The following is a 19,908-nucleotide window of genomic DNA, read 5'->3' as shown; positions in this document are numbered from 1 at the left end:
CATTGATCGTTCCCACGCTCTGCGTGGGAATGCCTCATTGGACGCTCTGCGTCCGCTCCGGATTGTGACGCGCAGCGTCACGGGCTGCATTCCTTTGCTGCGCGTGGGAACGATCAGTACCTTGCCGGCCTTAAAAGATCGTAGTTACTGCCAACGGCGGAAGATCAGCGAGGTGTTGACGCCGCCAAAGGCAAAGTTGTTGTTCATCACGTGCTGGTTGCTCATCTGCCGGAACTCGCCGCGCAGGTAATCCAGCGCGCCGCATCGCGGGTCGATGTCATCGAGGTTGAGGGTGTGCACGTACAGGTCGCGGTTCATCATCTCGATGCTGAACCACGACTCCAGCGCCCCACAGGCGCCGAGGGTGTGACCCAGGAAGCTTTTCTGCGAACTGATGGGCATGTGGCTGCCGAACAGGCTGCTGGTGGCCAGGGTTTCGGCGATGTCGCCCTGTTCGGTGGCGGTGCCGTGACCGTTCACGTAGCCGATGTCGGATGGCGCAAGCCCGGCATCTTCCAGCGCCAGCTCCATGGCCCGGCGCATTGTGGTTCGCTCGGGACGGGTGGCGTGCAGGCCGTCGGCGTTGCAGCCGAAACCGACGATCTCTGCGTGTATGTGTGCACCGCGAGCCAAGGCGTGTTCCAGTTCTTCGAGCACCAGCATGCCGCCACCTTCACCGATCACCAGGCCATCGCGGCCGCTGTCATAAGGACGCGGGCTGGTGTGTGGCGCATCGTTTTTCAGGCTGGTGGCGTAGAGCGCGTCGAAGACCATGGCTTCGGTCGGGCACAGCTCTTCGGCGCCTCCAGCGAGCATCAGCGGCAAACGTCCGAATTTGATCGATTCATAGGCATAACCGATGCCCTGGCTGCCGCTGGTACAGGCGCTGGACGTGGGGATCAACCGGCCGGTGAGGCCGAAGAAGATGCTGATATTCGCCGCCGTGGTGTGGGGCATCATGCGCACGTAGGAGTTGGCGTTGAGGCCCTCTGCCATCGAGTTCAGCAGCATCTTGCTGAATGCTTTGATCTCGTCGGTGCTGCCGGTGGACGAGCCACAGGACACGCCCATGCGGCCGTCCTTGATCGAAGCATCGCCCAGCAGCCCGGCATCGGCCAGGGCTTGCTCTGCCGCGGCGACCGCCAGACGCGAAACCCGGCCCATGCTGCGCAATTGCTTGCGAGTCCAATGGGCGGGCACCTTGAAGTCATCGATCGGCCCGGCCAGTCGGGTGTTCAATTCAATAAAGCGATCCCACTCATCCATGCGCCGAATGCCGCTGCGGTTGGCGCGGAAGTTGGCGGCGATGGTTTCCCAATCTCTGCCCAATGAGGTGATGCCGGCCATGCCGGTGACGACGACGCGCTTCATCAGCACAGGCCTCCATTGACGGCCAGAACCTGCCGGGTGATATAAGCCGCTTCCGCAGACATCAGGAAATTCACCGCGCCGGCGACCTCTTCAGGCGTACCCATGCGTTGCGCGGGGATCATTTTCATCAGCTCTTCGACCGGTACGTTTTCGTCGAGCATGGCCGTGTCGATCAAACCCGGTGCCACACAGTTGACGGTGATCTTGCGCTTGCCCAGTTCGATGGCCAAAGCCTTGGCGGCACCGATCAAGCCTGCCTTGGATGCGCTGTAATTGACCTGCCCGCGATTGCCGATCAGCCCGGAAACGGAGGTGATGCAGACAATCCGCCCGGCGGCGCGACGACGAATCATCGGCATCATCAGCGGGTGCAGCACGTTGTAGAAACCGTCGAGATTGGTGCGCATCACCACGTCCCAGTCTTCCTCGCTCAGCGCCGGGAAAGCGCCGTCGCGGGTCAGGCCGGCGTTGAGCACTACTCCATAATAGGCGCCATGGGCTTCGACGTCGGCCTCAAGAATCGCTTTGCAGGTGGCGCGCTCGGACACGTCGAATTGCAGGATGCGTGCATTGCGCCCCAGCGCCTGGACTTCGGCCTGCACCGCTTCGGCGTGGCTGAGGCCGCTGCGGCAATGCAGCACCAGATCATGGCCAGCCTGGGCCAGACGTAAAGCAATGGCGCGGCCGATACCACGGCTGGAGCCGGTGACCAGTACGGATTCAGTCATGACTGGACTCCCGAGATTCGTGAAGATAGTGAGCCGGCTTAGGCGGGCAGAACACATTCAGGCGCGCCGTGGCATGGATACCGGGTGCATTGATGTGGCATTCGAATACGCCCATGCCGTTGTCGTCCTCCAGTGTGCGCAAGGCGTGGATGGTCAGTTCGGTGCCGACAGGGAAGCGTTCCACATTGCATTCAAATTTACGCGTACCGAGCAGAAATCCAAGCTCGACGGCGTTGCCTTGCAGGCGCGCGCGACAACCGGCAAAGGCGGCGACGCTCTGGGCCATCAGCTCGACGCCGACCCAGGCTGGCAGGCTGGCGTCTGTCTGGTTGAACAAACCACCGGGTTTGACGGTAAGGCGGGTGTGGATTTGCTCTTCATCGAACGACAGGACTTGATCGATCAGAATCATGTCGCCAGCGTGGGGAATCAGTTCGGCGAGCGGCCAGTCAATCATGGGGCGTCTCCGATAATCAGGCTGACGTTATTGCCACCGAAGGCAAAGGAGTTGCTCATCAGGTAGCGCGGTGTGGTCTGGTCGAGGCGATCGGCGGTCGTCACCCAGCTCAGTGCCGGCAATTCGGGATCGGCCTGGCCGTCCCAGACGTGCGGCGGCAAGGCGTGCCTGGTGTTGTCGGCGGACAGGCTCAACCAGCAGAAGGCAGCCTCCAGCGCCCCGGCCGCGCCGAGGGTGTGGCCGCTCATGGGTTTGGTCGAGGAGCAGCGCACGCCGCCCGGGAACAGCGCCGCGACCGCCAGGCTTTCCATGGCGTCGTTATGCTGCGTTGCCGTGCCGTGCAGGTTCAGGTAACCGATTTGCTCGGGCTGCAAGCGTGCGTTGCTCAAGGCTTTACCCATGGCTTGCAGGGCGCCCAGACCGCTCGGTTCGGGCGCGGAAATATGGTGCGCATCTGAACTGGCACCGCCGCCAAGCAACGCAATGGGCTGGCTGTCGCCGGCGCTTTTACTCATCAGGAACAGCACCGCCGCTTCGCCAATATTGATGCCGTTGCGATTGACTGAAAACGGATTGCAGCGCTGCCCGGATACGGCTTCCAGCGCCGAGAAACCGTTGAGCGTCAGCTTGCACAAACTGTCGGCACCACCGCATAGCACCGCGTCGCACAGGCCCAGGTCCAATAGCCGTTGAGCGCTCATCAAGGCGCGGGCGCTGGAAGTGCAGGCGGTGGAAATCACATAGGCCGGGCCGCTCAGTTGCAGCCAGTCCGCGAGGAAGCTCGCCGGGGAGCTGAGTTCCTGTTGCTGATAGTCGTAGTCGGCGGGGAACTGCCGGTCGCGTACGTAGCTGGCGATAGCGCGACTGCCCTCTTCGATGCCCGAGGTGCTGGTGCCCAGGACGATGCCGATGCGACCACGGCCATAGGTCTGAATCGCCAGGTCGATGTCATCACGAATTTGCAGCGCGGCTTCCAGCAACAACCGGTTATTACGGCTGCTTTGCTGGTTCAGTTCGGCGGGAATACTCGCCAGCTCGCCCTGTACCGCCGCCACGGGCAACGCACGATCAGGTACCCAGCCGGCTTCGACACGCATGCCCGAGCAGTCGCCGGCAAACAGGTTACGGGCGACTTCGTGCTTGTTGCGGCCTAAACCGCAGATCAGCCCGAGGGCATTCAAATAAGCCGTCATGGCGCAGTCTCGGCGGTCAGCGGGGTGATGTGATAGTGCAGGCTTTGAGGCAGGTTCAGCTTAAAGTCCAAAGGCTGTTGATAGCGAATGTTCCAACGTGGGCCGAGGGAGCGCTGCGAACCTTGTTGCTGCGCCGTTGGATAGTTGCCCAGCAGTTCGCCCGCAGGCGTCAAGGCAAACAACAGCGCGGCAAACAGCTCGCGGGCTTCGGGGTTGGGTGGCAGCAAGCCGTCGGCCTGCCAGGTGCCGTCAATCAGCCGCTGACGGGCCAGCGGGATCCCCAGCGGATCGATCAGCGACCAGCGCAGGCTTTGCCCTTCACGCTGAATCACCAGCAGCCAGTCCTGGCGTTGCTCGGCTTGCTGGCGTTCGATGTGCAATTGCAGCGGCAATGGCAGGTTCGGGTTTCTCTCGGGCAGCGGCGCCTGGCTGGCGCAGGCGCTCAGCAACAGGACACAGCTCAAGAGCAGGGGGCGAATCATCAGACCTTACCTTCAAGGGGTTTGCGCGCGACCACGTTGACCAGTGTTTCTTCCCGTTGGCCGAAGGGTTTTGGACGGCGCAGGCCAAGGAGTTCCAGCAGGCCGAAATCCTTTGAACGGCTCCACCACAGATAAGGGTAAGACACGTTTTGCGCGCTGAATTCAAAACCTTGATCGCGGATCATCTGCAGGTACTGTTGGGCGCTCTTTTGTACATGCATCGGATGGCGGAACAACCAGCGGATCACCCAGGTGTCGATGTAGGCTTCGGTGGACTCGGCGAACAGCAGATAGCCGCCAGGCTTGAGCACCCGATAGAACTGGGCGAGGGCTTGTTCCTGTTCCACCAAGTGGTGAAAGGTCTGGTGGCAAAACAGCAGATCGACGCTGGCGTCCGGCACCGCAAGGGTCGCGCAGTCACTGCCGATCAGCTCGACGTTGATGTTCTGGCGACGGGCCTCTTGCGCGCTCACGGTCAGGCTGTGGGGGTCGGCATCCAGTCCGATCAGACGTTGTGGAGCGAACACCTGACACAGGTACTGGAATGACTTGCCCTGGCCGCAACCGGCATCCAGCAGCACCGGATTGCTCGGCAACTCATCGCTGAACAGTTTGCGCAAATCGTTGATTGCCACCCGCAGCACACGGTATTGCCAGGTGTGGCTGCGCAGGAACCAGAGGCCGAAACGGGTTTCTTCGACGTAGTTGTCGCTGAAGTATTGACGGGTCATGTTATGTCACTCGCGCAGATTTCAGACAGCATCCGCAGTCGGCGTTTGGGTTCGCTGACGAACGGGTTGCGTTCATCCCACGCATAGCCGGCGAGGATCGAACTGATCATACGGCGAATCTCCGACGAGCTGCCGGGGTGGAAAATCACATCCTGGAAGGTCCCGGCGTACCAGCCTTCGACGTAGCAGCGGAAAGTATCCACGCCACGCTTCAAGGGTCGCGCAAACTCACTCTGCCAGTCGACGTTGTCGCCCTGCAATTGGCGATGCAGCAACCCGGCGGCCATGCTCGCCGAACGCATGGCGATGGTTACGCCGGAGGAGAACACCGGGTCGAGGAACTCCGCTGCGTTGCCGAGCAAGGCGAAGCCCGGCCCGTGCAGGGTTTTGACGTTGGCCGAATAGCCGCCGATGGTCCTGGCCTCGGTGTCCCACACCGCGTTCTGCAGCACGCTTTGCAGGCTTGGGGTTTGAGCGATAAAGCCGCGCAGGCACGCATCCAGATCGCTGGAGCCGCTTTCAAAATGCTCCTTTGCCGCGACCACGCCCACCGAGCAGCGACCGTTGCTGAACGGGATGGTCCAGAACCAGATATCGCGATGGATCGGGTGGGTGGTGACAAGGATTTTCTCGCGTTCGAAACGCGGGCTGTCGATACGGTCTTCAACGTGAGTGAACAGCGCCTGACGCACCGGAAAATTCGACGGTGCTTCCAGGTCCAGCAAGCGCGGCAACACACGACCGTATCCGCTGGCATCGAGCACGAAGTCGGCCTCGACGCGGTACTCGCTGCCGTCTTCGCGACGAGCGCTCAACTGCGGTTTGGGCAGGTTGAAGTCGACATCGATGATCTCTTCGCCGTAGCGGATGTCCACGCCCTGCAACTCGGCCTGATCGGCCAGCAGCTTGTCGAAATCGGCGCGCTGGACTTGAAAGGTGGTTGGCTTGCCGTTGCTGAAGGTGTCGCCGAAATCGAAGACGCTGTAGCGCTCGCCCCAGGCGAAGGCTGCACCGTTCTTCATCTGAAAACCGGCGGCCTTCACGGCGTCGAGCATGCCGGCTTCTTCGACGAAATCCAGGCAATGGGACAACAGACTTTCGCCGATGGAAAATCGTGGAAAGTGCTGACGTTCGATAATCAATACATCGTGGCCTTTACGCTTGAGCAGTGCGGCCGCGATCGCACCGGATGGGCCGGCTCCAATCACCACAACCTGGCGACGTTCCATTTCAACTGTTGGCACTGGGGCTCCTTGCCAAAACGGCGGCGTGTGAAGGAATGCGGCGGATACCGGCAAGTGCCGGTAGCAACGTTGCGATCAAGCCCATCAGCATCAGCGCGAAGTACAGTGCCGGGCTGATCAGCTGTTGTTGCAGCAGCAGGTTGAGAAAGACGATTTCGCTCAACCCGCGAATATTCAGCAGCAAGCTTTCCCGCCAGCGACTGGCGCCGGCAAAGGAGGAGCCGGCCCAGCCCAGACCGAGCCAATTGCCCAGCAGCTTGCTGAGGATCGGCAAGACCAGCAATGCACCAAGCTGAACCCGGCTGAGGCTATCCATGACGCTGTGTACGTTGATCTGGACAATGCCGAAAGTCAGGATCAGCGGAATCGCGATATGGGTCTGTATATGACTCATCCAGGCAGCCTTTAACGGCAGCACCAGTGGCAGCTTGAGGACGGCCATGCACAACAGATAGCTGATGCCGAAAATCAGCGCGTTGAGCTTGTAGTGTTCGGCGACCACCAACAGCCCGAAGAAGCCCAGGCTGTGGAGCATCGGCTGACGCATACCCAATACACGCAACAATATCGGCAGGCAGGCGCCGGCCAGCGGCAGCAGTAAGCTACTGAGGTGCAAGCTGCCTTGGGCAATGGCGAACAGGCTCCAGCAAGTCAGGTCGATCAGGATCGCGGTTTGCACCAGCCGGCGGGTTGCCGCCGGCGGATAGTCAATGTGTCGCAGGTACAGATAGAGCACCGGAATCGCAGTGATCGCGAACAGCAAGCCCACCGCCAGTGAGCTCAGCCACGGCTGGCTCGGCAACATCCAGAAGGCAGTGGCAAGTCCGCAGGCAAACGGAATGCAGAAACTCGGCAGGGCGATTTTCAGGCTTTGACGATCCAGCCGCAGGTCGATCACGTCGCTGAGGATATGCCCCAGTAGCAGTGCGAAACTCAGGCTGTAGAGGTTTTTCAACCAGCCCGGCGACACCAGTTCGGCGCCGCTCAGCTGCCAGTGCGGTTCGATCCACAACAGCATCAGCAGCGGCAGGCCGAAAGTCGCCAGCAGCAACTGGCTGACGATCGGGATCAAACCGTAATGACGACCCACACGGGTCGCCACGGCGAACAGCGCCAAGGCCAGCAGCCAGAACAACGCGACCATCATGCTGCCGGCTCCGCGACGGGTGTGGCGTGGGCATGATGCCTGGCCCATGGCGCGAGGATGAAGCTGAAGGCAAGACCCAGGCTCACCGACAAGCCAAAGTTGCTCACCGCCGGCGTGCTGGAAATCGCCAGCAGGCCGAACGACAGCCAGGTGGTCGCTGCCGCCAGCAGGGTGCCGAGCAGGCTTACCGCCGCGCCGCCAATTTGCTCACGCATGAGAATCGCGTAGTCGACACTGATGGCCGTCACCAGCAGCAGGCCGAACAGGCTGAACAATGTCAGCGGCTGCCCCAGCCAACCGAGGCTGGCCAGGCTGCACAGCGCGGCCAGCAGCGGTAGTGCGACGATCCGTAGCGCACCGCCCAAGCCAAACGGCAGGATCAGCAGCAGCACAATCAGGATGCAAGACATCAACTTCAATTCAGCGGCGCTGATCTGGGTCGCGGCGAAGACTTTGTTCAGGTCCCCCAGTCGATCGACTAATTGCACGCCGGGTAAATCCAGCGCCTGAACCCGCAGCAACTGCGCGTTATTCAACCCTTGCAGGCTGACCATCCCGGCCACGCCATCGCTGGTGGCTCCCAGCCACAGCGGGCGCCACGGCTCGGCCAGCGGTCCGCTCAGGGCTGCGTCGATGTCTTGGGTGGGGAGCGTCTGCAACTGCGTCAGTTCGGCTTGCAGGGCGCTGGCCGGTATGCCGAGGTCGAGCAGCGGCTGCCAGAATTGCGGCAGTTTGTTCAGCGCTTCGCGAACCCGTTGTTGTTCGCTGGGTTGGCTGACCAGTTGATTGAGTGACAGGTAGCCCTGGAGTTTTTCCAGGTTGATCAGTTGATCCAGACGCTGGCTCAGGGCGCTCGAACGCTCAAGCAGTTGTTGCTGATCGGCCGCCCGCACCAGGAAGAACTGGCTGGTAGGTTGATAACCGGTTATCCGCGCAATCACCTGAGCTTCGTTCATCAGTTCTGGCGGTGTGCTGATCCATTGGCGGATATCGTTTCTGGTCGTGAGTTGCCACAGTCCGCCGGCACAGAACAACACCAGCAACCCCAGCAGAACCGGGCTGCGAACCCGACTCAACAAGGCCTGGCGCGCGTTCACCAGCCATTGTGCGACTTGCAGCGGCCACTGCGCCGGGCGCAGATCGGTGCCCTTGAGCATTGCTGGCAGCAAGCACACGGCAGACAGATAAGCGCCGAGCAAACCGGCGGCGGAGAACACCGCGATCTGGGTCAATGCCGGGAACGGCGTCCAGGCCAGCGCCAGATAGCCGATGCAACTGGTGGCCAGGCTCAGGGTCAACCCCGACAGCGTCAGGCGCAACGCCGGCCAACTGTGCCACGGCTTCAGACTCCAGCTCTTGGACAGGTAATGCAGCGGGTAATCCACCGCCACGCCGATCAGGCTCGAACCCAACACCAGCGTTATCACATGCATATGGCCGAACAGCGCCACGCAAGCCACGGCGCCAAACAGCATGCCCACCAGCACCGGAACGAAGGCCAGCAGCACGCGAAAGCGGCGGAAGGCTAGCAGCAGCAACAATAGAATGCCGACGGTGGCACCGCCGCCGACCCAGGTGATCTCGCGGGTCGCCTGTTGCTGGCCGTTGGCCGCGTATAGCAGGCCGCTGGCGGCGAGCAATTGCACGTTGGCCTGTGCTGCTTGTTCGCGACTGTGTTTCAGTAGCTCGGCCACTTGCAGCGGCAAGTGCATGTCGAAAGCGTTGCCCTGAGTGCGAGCCCGCAACAGCACCCAACTTTTGCCGTCGGCATCGGCGATCAACGCGCCGCTGCCAATATCCAGTTGCACCGCGCCGCTCTGCGGCTGGCTGTTCTGAATACGCCCGGTCAAACCCAGCCAGTCATCCTGGCTCGGCACCAGACTGAATCCGGTAAAGGGGTCGAACAACGCTTGTACGCGTTGTTGGATAAACGCCTGCGGCTGCTCGATCAGCTGTTGCCGATCTGCCGCCGAGAGCATCGCCACTCGCCCTCGCAGCAGCTGCGAGCGCAGCGCCGGCAAGTCGGCTTGCAGATTCCACTGGACCTTCTCGAACAAGCCGCTGGCCTGCCAGCGCTCGCCCAATTGCTGAGCCATGGCGATGGCCTGCTGGCGATCGGTGTGGCCAACCAATACCAGCATTTCGCGGTTCAGCGGCTCTTGCATGCGTTGTTCGGCGCGCAGCTCCAGTGCATCCGGCGCAGTGCCCGGTACCAGTTCCATCAGGTTGGCGGACAGCGGTGCAGCGCCGCGCCATTGCCAGCCGGCCAGGACCAATACGGCCACCAGCAGGATCAGGAACAGTCGGGGCAACCAGCGTTCACTCGGCAAAGTCATGTTGCTCCGCCTCGCTCAGAGGTTTGAAGCGGGTGGTGTCCTGCATGCGCAATATGGTGCTGTCGCCCTGGGTTTCCAGCAACTCGATACGTTGCACCAGCGTGCCGCCGTCGATGTTGATCCGGGTGAAGACTTGCTTGAGCAGCATGGAGCGCGGCGTCAGCGTCAACTTCCATTGCTGGGCGTCGCCTTGCAGTTGCAAGTCGAAGTCCCGTTGCAGGCCACTGCTGTCGCCCTGCAGCACGGCGAGGAAGATACGGTTCTGCTCGGCGCCGGCGCTCTTGTTCGGCAGCATTTGCCAGCCGTTGTCATTGCGCCGGGCAATGCCTTTGGCGCTGATGCGATAGTCCTGTTGCAGCGGAGTCTTGAGCAGCCAGAGCAAACCGTGATCCTTGGCCAGGACGAAAGTGCCTTTGCTGGTCAGCGGCTGCGGCAGGGCACGCAGGTGTTTTTCCTGAATGAAGCTGCCGTGGATAACCTCGGGCCTGGCCAGCTGATCGCTGAGTTGTTGCAGGTCAAAGGCGAAGGCCTGCGATGACAGGCCAAGCATTAGCAGCAAACTCACCCACTTCCCGTAGCAGCTGCCGCCAGGCTGCGTTCGGCCGCGAAGCGGTCGTAAAACCTGAGTCCCGGATTGCGACTGCTGCGCAGCCGAACGCAGGCTTCGCCAGCTGCTACGAAGGCGCGTGTACCCAAACAGGCTCATGGCAGCACCCTTTCAACCGCATCGATAAACACTCGCGGCGATGCCAGCTGCATTTCGCTGCTGGCCATGTCCACTGCAACCTGCACGGAGCTGCCTCGGGTCAGACGTTCGGCGCTTTCGAGGTCGCTGATCAGGTAGTTGATCTTCAGGCGGTTTTCCCACTCCACGAGGCTGGCGCGCACGTTGAGCTTCTGGCCGAAAATGGCGCCACGCACGTAGCGCAGTTGCAGGTCGATCACCGGCCACGCGTAGCCGGACTCTTTCATTTGCGTGTAGTTGTGGCCGATTTTGTCCAGCAGGGCGCAGCGGGCAACTTCCAGGTATTTGACGTAATGGCCGTGCCAGACCACGTCCATCGTGTCGATGTCGAAGAACGGTACGAGGATTTCCGTATCGACGTGAATCACTCCCTTGCTACGCATGCAGCCTCCAGTGTTGTTCGGCGATACGTTGCAGGCACAGACGCAGTTCGGCTTCCAGCGCGCGGTCCTCGATAACCGGCGGGAAGTCCTTGGCCAGATCGATGTGCATCTGGGCCAGAGCCGGCGGCAATGGTCGCGCATCTTCAGCCTGGCTGCGCAGCCAGACGCCTTGGTTGGCGGCCAGGAGGGTGGCGGCGGCGACTTGTTCGGTCAGCTCCAGTACACGGATCGCGTCGCGGGCGGCGATGGTGCCCATGCTGACTTTGTCCTGGTTATGGCATTCGGTGGAGCGCGAGAACACGCTGGCCGGCATGGTGTTTTTCAGCGCTTCGGCAGTCCAGGCGCTGCTGCCGATCTGCACCGCTTTGAAGCCGTGATTGAGCATCGCCCGCTCGGCGCTGGCGCCGGACAGGTTACTCGGTAAGCCGTGGTTGTAACGCACGTCCACCAGCAGCGCGAGTTGTCGGTCCAGCAGGTCGGCGACATTGGCCACCAGGGTTTTCAGACTGTCCATGGCGAAGGCGATATGCCCACCGTAGAAATGCCCACCATGCAGCACACGTTCGGCTTCAGCGTCGATGATCGGATTGTCATTGGCGCTGTTGAGCTCGATTTCAATGAACGAGCGCAGCCAGTTCAGGCTGTCGGCCAACACACCGAGCACGTGGGGTGCGCAGCGCAGTGAGTAGCGATCTTGCAGGCGATGCAGCGGCGCGGTTGGCGCGTCGATTGCCAGATCCTTGCGCAACCAGGCGGCGACCTGCATTTGCCCCGGGTGCGGTTTGGCGGCGAACAGACGTTCGTCGAAATGCTCCGGATTACCTTGCAGCGCAACCACGTTCAGCGCGGTGATGCGCGTGGCCAGTTGCAGCAGGTAGTCGGCACGGGCGAAGGCCAGACAGGCGAGGCCGGTCATTACGGCAGTACCGTTCATCAGCGCCAGGGCTTCTTTGGGGCGCAGCACCAACGGGGTCCAGCCGAGTTCGTGGTGTACGTCGGCGGCTTGTCGGCGTGCACCTCGGAACATCACTTCACGCTCGCCGGACAAGGTCGCGGCCACATAAGACAGCGGCGTCAGATCACCGCTGGCGCCCACTGAACCCTCTTCGGGAATCAGCGGCAGAATGTCTTGATCGATGAAGGCTTGCAGACGTTCCAGCAGCTCCACGCGAACCCCGGACACACCGTGGCACAGCGACTGCAGACGTGCCGCCAGCACTGCGCGAGTGGCCTGAGCATCGAGCATTTTGCCCAGGCCGCAGCCGTGGAAGGTGTACAGATGACGGGGCAACGCCTCGACGTGGTGCAACGGCACCGCGACCACGCAGGAATCGCCATAGCCAGTGGTGACGCCGTAGATCACGCCTTCCTTGTCCAGCAAGGAGTCGAGGAACTGCGCGCCCTTGGCAATGCGCTGACGGAACTCAGGGTCGCTTTGCAACTGCGTCGGCACCTGACGGTTGGCCAGGGCCAGCACGTCTTCGATGCGCAAAGGGAGTTCGCCGAAGGTTACCGGCTCAAGCGGATGCATCGTCATCGGTCTTCCAGTAAGGGTAAAAATTGAACCATTGTTGGGGTGCTTCGAGGCAGTAATGCCCCAGGCGTTCGGCGTAGCGTGCAGTCCACCCGGCGATGACTTGCTCGCGGTCGCTGCGTTTCCACAGTATGGCGTCGGCGAAAGGCTCGAGGATTATCCGATAGCGCCCATTGTTCTTGAGACAAAACAACAGATTGACCTGGCACTTGAGCAGCCCGGCCAACAGCCACGGACCTTGCGCAAAGGCTGCCGGATGACCCAGGAAGTCCACTCGCACAGTGCGCCCGCCATGTAATGGGACGCGGTCGCCGGCAATCGCCAGCCACTCGCCGCGATCCAGCCGCTGGTTAAGTTGCAGCATGATCACCGGGTTCAGCTCGCTGACCTGAATCAGCCGCAGATGGGTAGCGCCGGCTTCGCCAAGCAGACGGTTGAAGCGTTCAGCGTGCTTGGTGTGTACCAGCACGTTCATCGTCACTTTCCCGCCTAATTCGGCCAGAGCGCGACAAACCTCAAGGTTGCCCAGGTGGGCGCCCACCAGCATTTGCCCGCGCTCACCGCGCAACTGGTTGCGCAGCAGCGCCGGGTCGACGATTTCGATTTGCTCGATGCGCAGCTTCCGGTTCCACACGTCGAGCTTGTCGAGCAAGGAGTCGGTGAAGGCCATGAACTGGCCGAACACCCGCGAGTGGGTTGGACGCAATTCGGTGCGTCCACTCCAGTCGGCGAGGCGTTGCTGGTATTGCCACGCGCTTTGCCGGGCGCTGCGACCGAATAGGAAAAAGTACAAAACGATACCGTGCAGCACGGGGCTCAACACCCGACGACCCAGCACTTTGACGCTGAACGCGAAGAGCTTCATCAGCCAGAAACTGCCGCGCTCCTTGTGCTCGGCCCAGTGCTCTTTGTGGGGGGTGATACTCATGCCCGCCACCGTCGCCAAAGGATCATCGGCGCGCGCAACAACATCCCGAAGAACAACCGGGTGTGCATGCTCGTGATCAACGCGTTGTCGTGGAACAGACGGAAATGCGAGATCCCGTCCTGCGGGTAATGGACTTTGGTTTGCAGCCAATGCATCGGCTGATTACGCCAGGCCAGCCGCACGATGATGTCCGAGTCGAAGTCCATGCGCTTGCCGATCTTCACCGAGTTGATGAGGGCCAGCGTCGGCGGCAATGGGTAGACGCGAAAACCGCACATGGAATCGACAATCTGAAACGACAGGGTGTTGATCCAGACGCAGATGTGAGTCAGGTAACGTGCGTATAACCGGACCTTTGGCACACTGGAGTCGTATTGCGGGTATCCGCAAATCAGCGCTTGCGGGTGCGTGCGTGACGCGTCGATGAAGGTCTCGATATCGTGCAGGTCGTGTTGGCCATCGGCGTCCACTTGCAGGGCGTGACTGAAGCCCAGGCGCGAAGCTTCACGAAAGCCGGCCATGACCGCCGCGCCCTTGCCTTGGTTGACGGTGAATTTGACCAGGAAGATCTGGTCGCGCCTGGAGAGTTGCTCCAGCACGGCTGCGCAGGCGGGGCTGCTTGCGTCGTCCACCAACACGCACGGCAGACCGTTGGCGAGCAGGGCCTCGACCACCGCAGGGACAGTGGTTTCGTGGTTGTAGACCGGGATGATGGCGCAGGGGTTATGCATGTGCCGCCTCCAACAGGATCCTGCCGCTGGAGCAGGTCGCGGTGTCGTTGCGATAAGCGAAATACAGCTTGCCGCGCTCACTGTCGAACCGCAGATGCAGCTGAACCTGGTCGCCTGGGCGGACCAGTTGCTGGAACTTCAACACCTCCATCCCCGCGAATTTTCCCGGCAGCGGCAGTAACTGCTGACCCAGGCTCAGCGCCCAATCGATTTGCACCACGCCCGGCAACACCGGCGTTTGCGGGAAATGGCCGCTGAAACAGGCCAGGTCCGGCGGGACTGCCAGTTGCAGGCTCCACTCGCCCTGGGCCTCGACTTGCTCCAGCACTTCCGGCGTTTTCGGGCGCGGGGCCAGTAGCAGCGCCTCGACCTCGGATTGCGGCAGTTTGCCTTGGGCGTTCAGCGGCAGTTGTCGCAACAAGCGCCAACGCCGTGGCAAGGCCAGGGCCTCGCAATGCTGGTGCAGGTGTTGACGCAGCTCCTGGGTCAGGGTGCGTCGACCCTGATTGCGCAGGGCATGCAGGCCTTGTTCGCTCAGCACCAACAGGGCGCCAAGGAACGCGCGGTTTTCCTGAACCACACCGAGACGCGCTTCGGCGACCCATTCGTGGTTGACCAGTGCCTGTTCGAGCATTGGCAGTGAGATACGTTTTTCTTCCAGTTTGACGATCCGGTCCAATCGCCCAAGCAGTTCGAAGCGCCCGTCGGCGGCGATTCGCGCGGCATCAGAGGTCTGCTCGACATGACCTGCGGGCAGGTACGGCGAAGCAATGCGCAGCGCGCCGTCGCTGTCCTGGCTCAGCTGTACATCGGCGAACGGCTGCCAGAGTCTGTCGCCCTGACGCCAGGCAATGCCGCCGGTCTCCGAGCTGCCGAAAATTTCCGTCGGCCATTGCTGCAAGCGTTGCTGCAGGCGTTGCGCGGCCTCGGCGGGCAACGCTCCGCCGGAAGAAAACACTCGTCGCACACCGCTCAGCGCCGGCCAGTCAAGGTTATCGCCCATGCGCTTGAGCAATGCCGGGCTGGCGACCCAGGCGAAGGCCGGTTGCTCACGGCTGGCGCGCTGCAGATCTTCGGGGAACGGCAGTTGTTTACGCACGAACTGGCGTCCGGCACACAGTGGCCAGAGCACACGGAACAGCAAACCGTAAATATGCTGGGTGGCGACGCTGCCAATGATGCAGGCCTGGCCCAGATCGGCGCCCCACAGCTGCTCCAGGGCCTGGACTTCGCTGGCCAGTTGCCGCAGGTTTTTTTCGATGCGCTTGGGCTCGCCGCTGGAGCCGGACGTGCACAGGCTCAGGCGGCATCGGCCCAGATCCAGCCCGGCGGCGGGCAACGGGGCTTGAAACAGATCGCTGAGCGCTACGTCGTCCGCCTGATCGGTCAGCCACAGGTCGACCTCGTTGGACCAGCGTTGGCGGGTCTGGGCTTGCAGGTCAGCGGGTAACAGCACGCTGACCCCGGCGCGCCAGGCGCCGAGTAAGGCAATCGCCAGTTCACCGGCGTCTTCCAGATACACGGCAATGCGCTGTACACCGTGGGCTTGCAGGCCGGCAGCGAGGCTTAACGCCTGCTCGCATAGCTCAACGTGATTCAATCCAGGGTCAGCCGTGACGGCGCGCCCAGGCTGAGCCTTGAGCAATAAATGCTCAAGTTTTATCCAATTCATGCGCGGCCTCGTACGCGTTGTCGTAATAGCCATTCAACGGCGAACAGCAAACCCATCAACCCGTAGGAGATCAGGCCGGTGTACAACGCCCACCAACTCAGCGGCGCCCAGAGGGTCAGGGCGGCGGCGAGCATACCGTTACAGAGAAAAAACACACTCCAGGCAATCGTTACCTGGCGGGTATAGCGAATCACCTTGTCCGGTAGTTCCGGCTCGCTCAAGCGCGCCAGACGTTCAACCATCGGCGGTCCGTATTTCAAACTCAGGCCAAACAGCGCCAGCATGAAACTGGTGATCAGCACCGGGTACCAGCGCAGCAACAGCGGGCTATCGAACAGCGCCAGCAACAGACAAAAAACCATTGCAACAACCGCCACCCACAGGCTGCCGGGACGCCGTTTGCCGGTCAGCGCGCGGGCCAGCCACAGGCCACCCAGCAGCAGACCGAACTGCCACGGCGCGAAATGCTCCATGCCGTAATACACCGCGAGGGGGTACAGCAGGCCTGCCAGCAGCAGGCCAAGGCCGATCAAACGGCTCATGCGGCCGGTTGAACCAGACGGTAGACCGCCTCGACCACGTCGCTGACAGTGCGCACCGACTTGAACTCTTCGGCGGCGATTTTCTTGCCGGTCTGACGTTTGATATGGTCAATCAGGTCAACGGCGTCGATGCTGTCGATTTCCAGGTCCTGATACAGATTGGAGTCAAGGCTGATGCGCGCCGGCTCCAGCTCGAAGAGTTCGACCAGGGCATCGCGCAGGGTGTTGAAAATGTCGTCACGAGTTTGCATGGTCCGGTCTCAAGCTGCCTGTTTTGCGGTGACGAACGCCGCAAGGCTCGCCACGTTGGTGAAGTGATTGCGGGTGTCCTTGGCGTCGGCGTCGATCTTGATGCCGTACTTTTTCTGGATTGCCAGGCCGAGTTCGAGGGCGTCTACCGAGTCAAGACCCAGGCCCTCCCCGAAAAGAATCTGCTCGTCGCCGATGTCTTGTGGGCTGATGTCTTCGAGGCCCAGGGCGTCGATGATCAACAGTTTGATTTCAAGGTGAAGGTCGTGCTGCTGATCGCTCATCTTCGGCGAGTTCCTGAATGAAGTAGTGGTGCAGATAATCGTTGAGCTTGCGCGAGGCCTTTGGTGGCGGGCCCTGCGTTGCAAAGGTCTGTGGGTCTATATCGGCGCCGACACGGAAACTGAAGTGTACGCGGCGTGACGGGATGCGATACCAGGGTTCGGCTTTGGTCAGCGTGGTCGGGCTGACCTTGATAATCACCGGGGTCACGATTTTCGCACCGCGCAGGGCGATTGCCGCAGCGCCCCGATGAAAGGCCGGCGGCTGGCCGGGCCGGGTGCGGGTGCCCTCGGGGAAAATAATCAACGTTTGCCCGCTTTGCAGCGCATCCGCGGCGGCATCGAGCATGTCCATGCTGCCATCATTGCTGATGTATTCAGTAGAACGCAGGGGGGCCCGAGTGAAGGGGTTTTGCCAGAGACTTTGCTTGACCACGCAGTTGGCATTGCGCACCAGGCCGATCAGAAACACCACATCGATCAGCGACGGGTGGTTGGCGATGATCATTTGTCCCGGACGGCCGAGTTTTTCCGCGCCTTCGACCTCATAGGTCAAAACCCCGGCGCGGGCCATGAAGCGGATAAAAAACCAGAACAACCAACCAATGGTGCGCCGTGCCCGTTGCCGATGCACCTGAGCATCGCCCGGCAGGCGGTTGAGCAGCGGGAAAACCACCAGCCGCAGACATAACCCGACCAGGCCGAACAGCGTAAAACTTGCGGCGGTAGCCAGCAGGCGCCAGTAATAGGCGTCACGTTTTTTAGCGGTTATTGATTGCGTTGCCAGTTCCATACACGGTTCTTCCAGGCATGTTGGCAGGTGGTCTGCTCACTGAGCAGAATACGCAACAGATTCAGGGCATGGGGCCAGTCGGCTTTGGTCGATTTGCCGGTGCCGCTGGTCAGTGACAGTTGCCAGTCATTGCCCGGGGTCAGCAACAGGCCGACGGCGTACGGGAAGGGTACGTCATCAATCCAGGTGGCATAGGCCTCGGGCGGCTGCTCTTCGGTGATCACCAGCAACACTGCCGGTGCGCCTTCGTTGAGCAGCGCGGCGGCCTCCAGCATGCCGTGTTCCAGTCCATCGCCAGTGGCGGTGAGAGCGGTCATTTCACTGGTTTCGCCGCGCATGATCGACCACAGGCCAATCACCGCGTTGTGTACCGAGAGGCTGAACTGGGTCGGCGACAACGGCTGGTCGGTCGCCAGATCGATGAGAATGTCGAGGGTCCGCTGGGCTTCGCCATGGCGGGAAATAAAGACCAACGGTAGCTGTTCACGGCCCTCGGCCAATGGCCAGCCAACACTGAAGGCCATCCGCGCCAGACGACTGAGGCGCCGGCGCTGCATCGCGGGGAGAAATGAGACGTCGGGTGCGGCATCGCTGCTGTCGCGCACGACCGGTTGTCGACTCCAGGACCGCCAGTCGCCCACGCTTTCGAGCCCAGGGGCCCAGGCGCGCCATTGGGCGATGTTGAAGTTGATCTCAGACATTCATTCCGCCCCTGCGGGCTTCCTTGACGCGATGGATCGCTAAGGGCGACCGGCGTTACATGGCGCTATTGCCGAGTGACGCGCATTATCCCGGCACAGCTGGCTTGTAGCAAATGCTGGTTACATTTTGCTCAAGGCAATTGACACACGTTCCAGGAAAAAGTGCCGTTCGGTCATCGGCCGGATTTTCGCAGCTGCGCCTGTAGGAGCGAGCTCGCTCGCGATGGACGTTAACGATAACGCGTGTTTTCTGAACAAACGCGTCGCCCTTGAGTCCATCGTCGGAACGCCGCCCGGAGCAAGCTCGCTCCTACATCTCCCACCGGCGAGGTAGCTAAGCAGAGGCGTGGGCAACTACACTCGGTCATTCTTTGATACACGGAGGTTTTGACATGCGGCGCGTGGTGTTCAATCAGAAAGGTGGTGTAGGCAAATCAAGCATTGCCTGCAATCTGGCAGCGGTGAGTGCCCATGAAGGCTATCGGACACTGCTGGTGGATCTCGATGCCCAGGCCAACTCCACTCAATACCTCACGGGGCTTACCGGCAACGACATCCCCATGGGCATTGCCGACTTCTTCAAGCAGACCCTGTCTTCCGGACCGTTTTCGAAGAAAAACCAGGTAGATATCTACGAAACCCCGTTCGACAACCTGCATGTGGTCACCGCCACCGCTGAGCTGGCCGACCTGCAACCCAAGCTTGAGGCAAAACACAAGATCAACAAACTGCGCAAACTGCTGGATGAGTTGGCAGAGGACTACGACCGGATCTACCTGGACACCCCGCCTGCATTGAACTTCTACGCGGTATCGGCATTGATCGCAGCCGACCGCGTGCTGATCCCCTTCGATTGCGACAGCTTCTCGCGCCAGGCGCTCTACGGCCTGCTGGCGGAAATCGAAGAGCTCAAGGATGACCACAACGAAGGCCTGCAAGTGGAAGGCATCGTGGTCAACCAGTTCCAGGCCCGCGCCAGCCTGCCGCAGCAGATGCTCGACGAACTGATCAGCGAAGGCCTGCCGGTGTTGCCGGTGTACCTGGGCAGCTCAGTGCGCATGCGCGAATCCCATCAGGCCAACATGCCGCTGATCCACCTTGACCCACGGCATAAACTGACTCAGCAGTTCGTCGAGCTGCACAACCTGCTGGAAAACGCCTGACGGCCAGCAGTCAGATGCCCTGACTGCGCAACCAGTCCAGTAACTGCTGCAACGGGAAGGCCCCGCTCTGGCGCGCCACTTCCTGGCCATTCTTGAACAGGATCAGGCTGGGAATCGAGCGAATGCCCAACTGCGCTGACAACTGCTGATTGGCCTCACTGTCCAGCTTGGCCAGGCGACACTTGCCCGCCAACTGCCCTGCGGCCTGTTCAAACACCGGCGCAAACGACTTGCACGGCCCGCACCAGTCTGCCCACACATCCACCAGCAACGGTAAGTCGCCTTTGATCTGACTGGCGTAATCGCCCTGTTTCAACTCGAACGGCTTGTGGAGCAATACCTCGGCTTTGCAACGACCGCATTTGGGTTTGTCGTTCAGGCGTTCGGCGGGAATGCGGTTGAGACCGTTACAGTGGGGGCAGGGGATCAGCAGTGGATCGGACATGAGCGGTCTCCGGGAGAATAGGCAATGACGCTTATCTGGAGTCGCAGGCAGG

At 61.3% G+C, this 19,908-nt stretch carries 22 protein-coding genes; 1 reads left to right on the top strand and 21 read right to left on the bottom strand.

The features are described 5' to 3' along the window. Nucleotides 1-144: 144 nt before the first annotated feature. From AC07W5_RS05130 to AC07W5_RS05035, 20 genes are all read right to left on the bottom strand, one after another. Nucleotides 145-1,371, bottom strand: coding sequence for a beta-ketoacyl-ACP synthase (locus AC07W5_RS05130; RefSeq protein WP_495022906.1), 1,227 nt, complete (start codon nucleotides 1,369-1,371; stop codon nucleotides 145-147). After that, nucleotides 1,371-2,099 carry a 3-oxoacyl-ACP reductase FabG gene (gene fabG / locus AC07W5_RS05125; protein WP_494995491.1) on the bottom strand — a complete coding sequence of 243 codons (729 nt, stop codon included), beginning with the start codon at nucleotides 2,097-2,099 and terminating at the stop codon, nucleotides 1,371-1,373. Before fabG ends, AC07W5_RS05130 begins: the two co-directional genes overlap by 1 nt. Then, a complete protein-coding gene (locus AC07W5_RS05120) occupies nucleotides 2,092-2,556 on the bottom strand; it encodes a hotdog family protein (protein WP_495011065.1) in 465 nt (154 codons plus the stop codon). Before AC07W5_RS05120 ends, fabG begins: the two co-directional genes overlap by 8 nt. After that, nucleotides 2,553-3,749 carry a beta-ketoacyl-[acyl-carrier-protein] synthase family protein gene (locus tag AC07W5_RS05115; protein ID WP_495022905.1) on the bottom strand — a complete coding sequence of 399 codons (1,197 nt, stop codon included), beginning with the start codon at nucleotides 3,747-3,749 and terminating at the stop codon, nucleotides 2,553-2,555. Before AC07W5_RS05115 ends, AC07W5_RS05120 begins: the two co-directional genes overlap by 4 nt. Further along, complete coding sequence (locus tag AC07W5_RS05110; RefSeq protein ID WP_494995494.1) at nucleotides 3,746-4,231, bottom strand: hypothetical protein; 486 nt, start codon at nucleotides 4,229-4,231, stop codon at nucleotides 3,746-3,748. The genes AC07W5_RS05115 and AC07W5_RS05110 overlap by 4 nt, the downstream gene beginning before the upstream one ends. Further along, nucleotides 4,231-4,962, bottom strand: coding sequence for a class I SAM-dependent methyltransferase (locus AC07W5_RS05105; RefSeq protein ID WP_494995495.1), 732 nt, complete (start codon nucleotides 4,960-4,962; stop codon nucleotides 4,231-4,233). The genes AC07W5_RS05110 and AC07W5_RS05105 overlap by 1 nt, the downstream gene beginning before the upstream one ends. Then, a complete protein-coding gene (locus tag AC07W5_RS05100) occupies nucleotides 4,959-6,206 on the bottom strand; it encodes an NAD(P)/FAD-dependent oxidoreductase (protein ID WP_495022904.1) in 1,248 nt (415 codons plus the stop codon). The genes AC07W5_RS05105 and AC07W5_RS05100 overlap by 4 nt, the downstream gene beginning before the upstream one ends. Next, on the bottom strand, nucleotides 6,193-7,353 hold the full coding sequence (locus tag AC07W5_RS05095; protein WP_495022903.1) for a cation:proton antiporter: 1,161 nt from the start codon (nucleotides 7,351-7,353) through the stop codon (nucleotides 6,193-6,195). The genes AC07W5_RS05100 and AC07W5_RS05095 overlap by 14 nt, the downstream gene beginning before the upstream one ends. Beyond that, nucleotides 7,350-9,689: an MMPL family transporter gene (locus AC07W5_RS05090; RefSeq protein WP_495022902.1), complete on the bottom strand. Its 2,340-nt coding sequence runs from the start codon at nucleotides 9,687-9,689 to the stop codon at nucleotides 7,350-7,352. The genes AC07W5_RS05095 and AC07W5_RS05090 overlap by 4 nt, the downstream gene beginning before the upstream one ends. Beyond that, on the bottom strand, nucleotides 9,673-10,239 hold the full coding sequence (locus AC07W5_RS05085) for an outer membrane lipoprotein carrier protein LolA (protein ID WP_494995527.1): 567 nt from the start codon (nucleotides 10,237-10,239) through the stop codon (nucleotides 9,673-9,675). The genes AC07W5_RS05090 and AC07W5_RS05085 overlap by 17 nt, the downstream gene beginning before the upstream one ends. Before the next feature lie 152 nt (nucleotides 10,240-10,391). Beyond that, nucleotides 10,392-10,817, bottom strand: coding sequence for an acyl-CoA thioesterase (locus AC07W5_RS05080; protein ID WP_495022901.1), 426 nt, complete (start codon nucleotides 10,815-10,817; stop codon nucleotides 10,392-10,394). Further along, the gene (locus tag AC07W5_RS05075) at nucleotides 10,810-12,354 is read right to left on the bottom strand and encodes an HAL/PAL/TAL family ammonia-lyase (protein ID WP_494995500.1); all 1,545 of its coding nucleotides are present in this window, start codon (nucleotides 12,352-12,354) and stop codon (nucleotides 10,810-10,812) included. Before AC07W5_RS05075 ends, AC07W5_RS05080 begins: the two co-directional genes overlap by 8 nt. Then, nucleotides 12,335-13,279 carry a lysophospholipid acyltransferase family protein gene (locus AC07W5_RS05070; protein ID WP_495022900.1) on the bottom strand — a complete coding sequence of 315 codons (945 nt, stop codon included), beginning with the start codon at nucleotides 13,277-13,279 and terminating at the stop codon, nucleotides 12,335-12,337. Before AC07W5_RS05070 ends, AC07W5_RS05075 begins: the two co-directional genes overlap by 20 nt. After that, on the bottom strand, nucleotides 13,276-14,010 hold the full coding sequence (locus AC07W5_RS05065) for a glycosyltransferase family 2 protein (protein WP_495022899.1): 735 nt from the start codon (nucleotides 14,008-14,010) through the stop codon (nucleotides 13,276-13,278). The genes AC07W5_RS05070 and AC07W5_RS05065 overlap by 4 nt, the downstream gene beginning before the upstream one ends. Continuing rightward, nucleotides 14,003-15,682 carry an ApeI family dehydratase gene (locus tag AC07W5_RS05060; protein WP_495022898.1) on the bottom strand — a complete coding sequence of 560 codons (1,680 nt, stop codon included), beginning with the start codon at nucleotides 15,680-15,682 and terminating at the stop codon, nucleotides 14,003-14,005. The genes AC07W5_RS05065 and AC07W5_RS05060 overlap by 8 nt, the downstream gene beginning before the upstream one ends. Beyond that, nucleotides 15,679-16,224, bottom strand: a complete 546-nt coding sequence (locus AC07W5_RS05055; RefSeq protein ID WP_495022897.1) for a COG4648 family protein — start codon at nucleotides 16,222-16,224, stop codon at nucleotides 15,679-15,681. The genes AC07W5_RS05060 and AC07W5_RS05055 overlap by 4 nt, the downstream gene beginning before the upstream one ends. Further along, nucleotides 16,221-16,475 carry an acyl carrier protein gene (locus tag AC07W5_RS05050; RefSeq protein ID WP_494995505.1) on the bottom strand — a complete coding sequence of 85 codons (255 nt, stop codon included), beginning with the start codon at nucleotides 16,473-16,475 and terminating at the stop codon, nucleotides 16,221-16,223. Before AC07W5_RS05050 ends, AC07W5_RS05055 begins: the two co-directional genes overlap by 4 nt. Before the next feature lie 9 nt (nucleotides 16,476-16,484). Next, entirely contained in the window at nucleotides 16,485-16,757 is a 273-nt protein-coding gene (locus AC07W5_RS05045) for a phosphopantetheine-binding protein (RefSeq protein ID WP_494995506.1), read from the bottom strand. Continuing rightward, nucleotides 16,726-17,547: a lysophospholipid acyltransferase family protein gene (locus AC07W5_RS05040; protein WP_495022896.1), complete on the bottom strand. Its 822-nt coding sequence runs from the start codon at nucleotides 17,545-17,547 to the stop codon at nucleotides 16,726-16,728. Before AC07W5_RS05040 ends, AC07W5_RS05045 begins: the two co-directional genes overlap by 32 nt. Next, entirely contained in the window at nucleotides 17,523-18,248 is a 726-nt protein-coding gene (locus AC07W5_RS05035) for a beta-ketoacyl synthase chain length factor (protein ID WP_495022895.1), read from the bottom strand. The genes AC07W5_RS05040 and AC07W5_RS05035 overlap by 25 nt, the downstream gene beginning before the upstream one ends. A 392-nt stretch (nucleotides 18,249-18,640) precedes the next feature. Between AC07W5_RS05035 and AC07W5_RS05030 the strand changes: the two genes are divergently transcribed. Next, a complete protein-coding gene (locus tag AC07W5_RS05030) occupies nucleotides 18,641-19,411 on the top strand; it encodes a ParA family protein (RefSeq protein WP_495011075.1) in 771 nt (256 codons plus the stop codon). A 10-nt stretch (nucleotides 19,412-19,421) separates the two neighbouring features. On the opposite strand, the gene trxC is transcribed toward AC07W5_RS05030, so the two are convergent. Further along, entirely contained in the window at nucleotides 19,422-19,856 is a 435-nt protein-coding gene (gene trxC, locus AC07W5_RS05025; RefSeq protein ID WP_495022894.1) for a thioredoxin TrxC, read from the bottom strand. Nucleotides 19,857-19,908: the final 52 nt, after the last annotated feature.

The organism is Pseudomonas sp. GW821-FHT01E05 (assembly GCF_059422425.1).
This window is presented reverse-complemented; position numbering and strand designations above follow the sequence as displayed.

Excerpts from the sequence above, each read along its gene's own strand:
- AC07W5_RS05110 (WP_494995494.1), bottom strand. The coding sequence starts at position 4,231 with ATGATTCGCCCCCTGCTCTTGAGCTGTGTCCTGTTGCTGAGCGCCTGC.
- AC07W5_RS05030 (WP_495011075.1), top strand. The coding sequence starts at position 18,641 with ATGCGGCGCGTGGTGTTCAATCAGAAAGGTGGTGTAGGCAAATCAAGC.
- AC07W5_RS05080 (WP_495022901.1), bottom strand. The coding sequence starts at position 10,817 with ATGCGTAGCAAGGGAGTGATTCACGTCGATACGGAAATCCTCGTACCG.
- fabG (WP_494995491.1), bottom strand. The coding sequence starts at position 2,099 with ATGACTGAATCCGTACTGGTCACCGGCTCCAGCCGTGGTATCGGCCGC.
- AC07W5_RS05040 (WP_495022896.1), bottom strand. The coding sequence starts at position 17,547 with ATGGAACTGGCAACGCAATCAATAACCGCTAAAAAACGTGACGCCTAT.
- AC07W5_RS05090 (WP_495022902.1), bottom strand. The coding sequence starts at position 9,689 with ATGACTTTGCCGAGTGAACGCTGGTTGCCCCGACTGTTCCTGATCCTG.
- AC07W5_RS05120 (WP_495011065.1), bottom strand. The coding sequence starts at position 2,556 with ATGATTGACTGGCCGCTCGCCGAACTGATTCCCCACGCTGGCGACATG.
- trxC (WP_495022894.1), bottom strand. The coding sequence starts at position 19,856 with ATGTCCGATCCACTGCTGATCCCCTGCCCCCACTGTAACGGTCTCAAC.
- AC07W5_RS05130 (WP_495022906.1), bottom strand. The coding sequence starts at position 1,371 with ATGAAGCGCGTCGTCGTCACCGGCATGGCCGGCATCACCTCATTGGGC.
- AC07W5_RS05045 (WP_494995506.1), bottom strand. The coding sequence starts at position 16,757 with ATGAGCGATCAGCAGCACGACCTTCACCTTGAAATCAAACTGTTGATC.
- AC07W5_RS05035 (WP_495022895.1), bottom strand. The coding sequence starts at position 18,248 with ATGTCTGAGATCAACTTCAACATCGCCCAATGGCGCGCCTGGGCCCCT.
- AC07W5_RS05060 (WP_495022898.1), bottom strand. The coding sequence starts at position 15,682 with ATGAATTGGATAAAACTTGAGCATTTATTGCTCAAGGCTCAGCCTGGG.
- AC07W5_RS05070 (WP_495022900.1), bottom strand. The coding sequence starts at position 13,279 with ATGAGTATCACCCCCCACAAAGAGCACTGGGCCGAGCACAAGGAGCGC.
- AC07W5_RS05115 (WP_495022905.1), bottom strand. The coding sequence starts at position 3,749 with ATGACGGCTTATTTGAATGCCCTCGGGCTGATCTGCGGTTTAGGCCGC.
- AC07W5_RS05085 (WP_494995527.1), bottom strand. The coding sequence starts at position 10,239 with ATGCTTGGCCTGTCATCGCAGGCCTTCGCCTTTGACCTGCAACAACTC.
- AC07W5_RS05095 (WP_495022903.1), bottom strand. The coding sequence starts at position 7,353 with ATGATGGTCGCGTTGTTCTGGCTGCTGGCCTTGGCGCTGTTCGCCGTG.
- AC07W5_RS05105 (WP_494995495.1), bottom strand. The coding sequence starts at position 4,962 with ATGACCCGTCAATACTTCAGCGACAACTACGTCGAAGAAACCCGTTTC.
- AC07W5_RS05065 (WP_495022899.1), bottom strand. The coding sequence starts at position 14,010 with ATGCATAACCCCTGCGCCATCATCCCGGTCTACAACCACGAAACCACT.
- AC07W5_RS05055 (WP_495022897.1), bottom strand. The coding sequence starts at position 16,224 with ATGAGCCGTTTGATCGGCCTTGGCCTGCTGCTGGCAGGCCTGCTGTAC.
- AC07W5_RS05050 (WP_494995505.1), bottom strand. The coding sequence starts at position 16,475 with ATGCAAACTCGTGACGACATTTTCAACACCCTGCGCGATGCCCTGGTC.
- AC07W5_RS05075 (WP_494995500.1), bottom strand. The coding sequence starts at position 12,354 with ATGACGATGCATCCGCTTGAGCCGGTAACCTTCGGCGAACTCCCTTTG.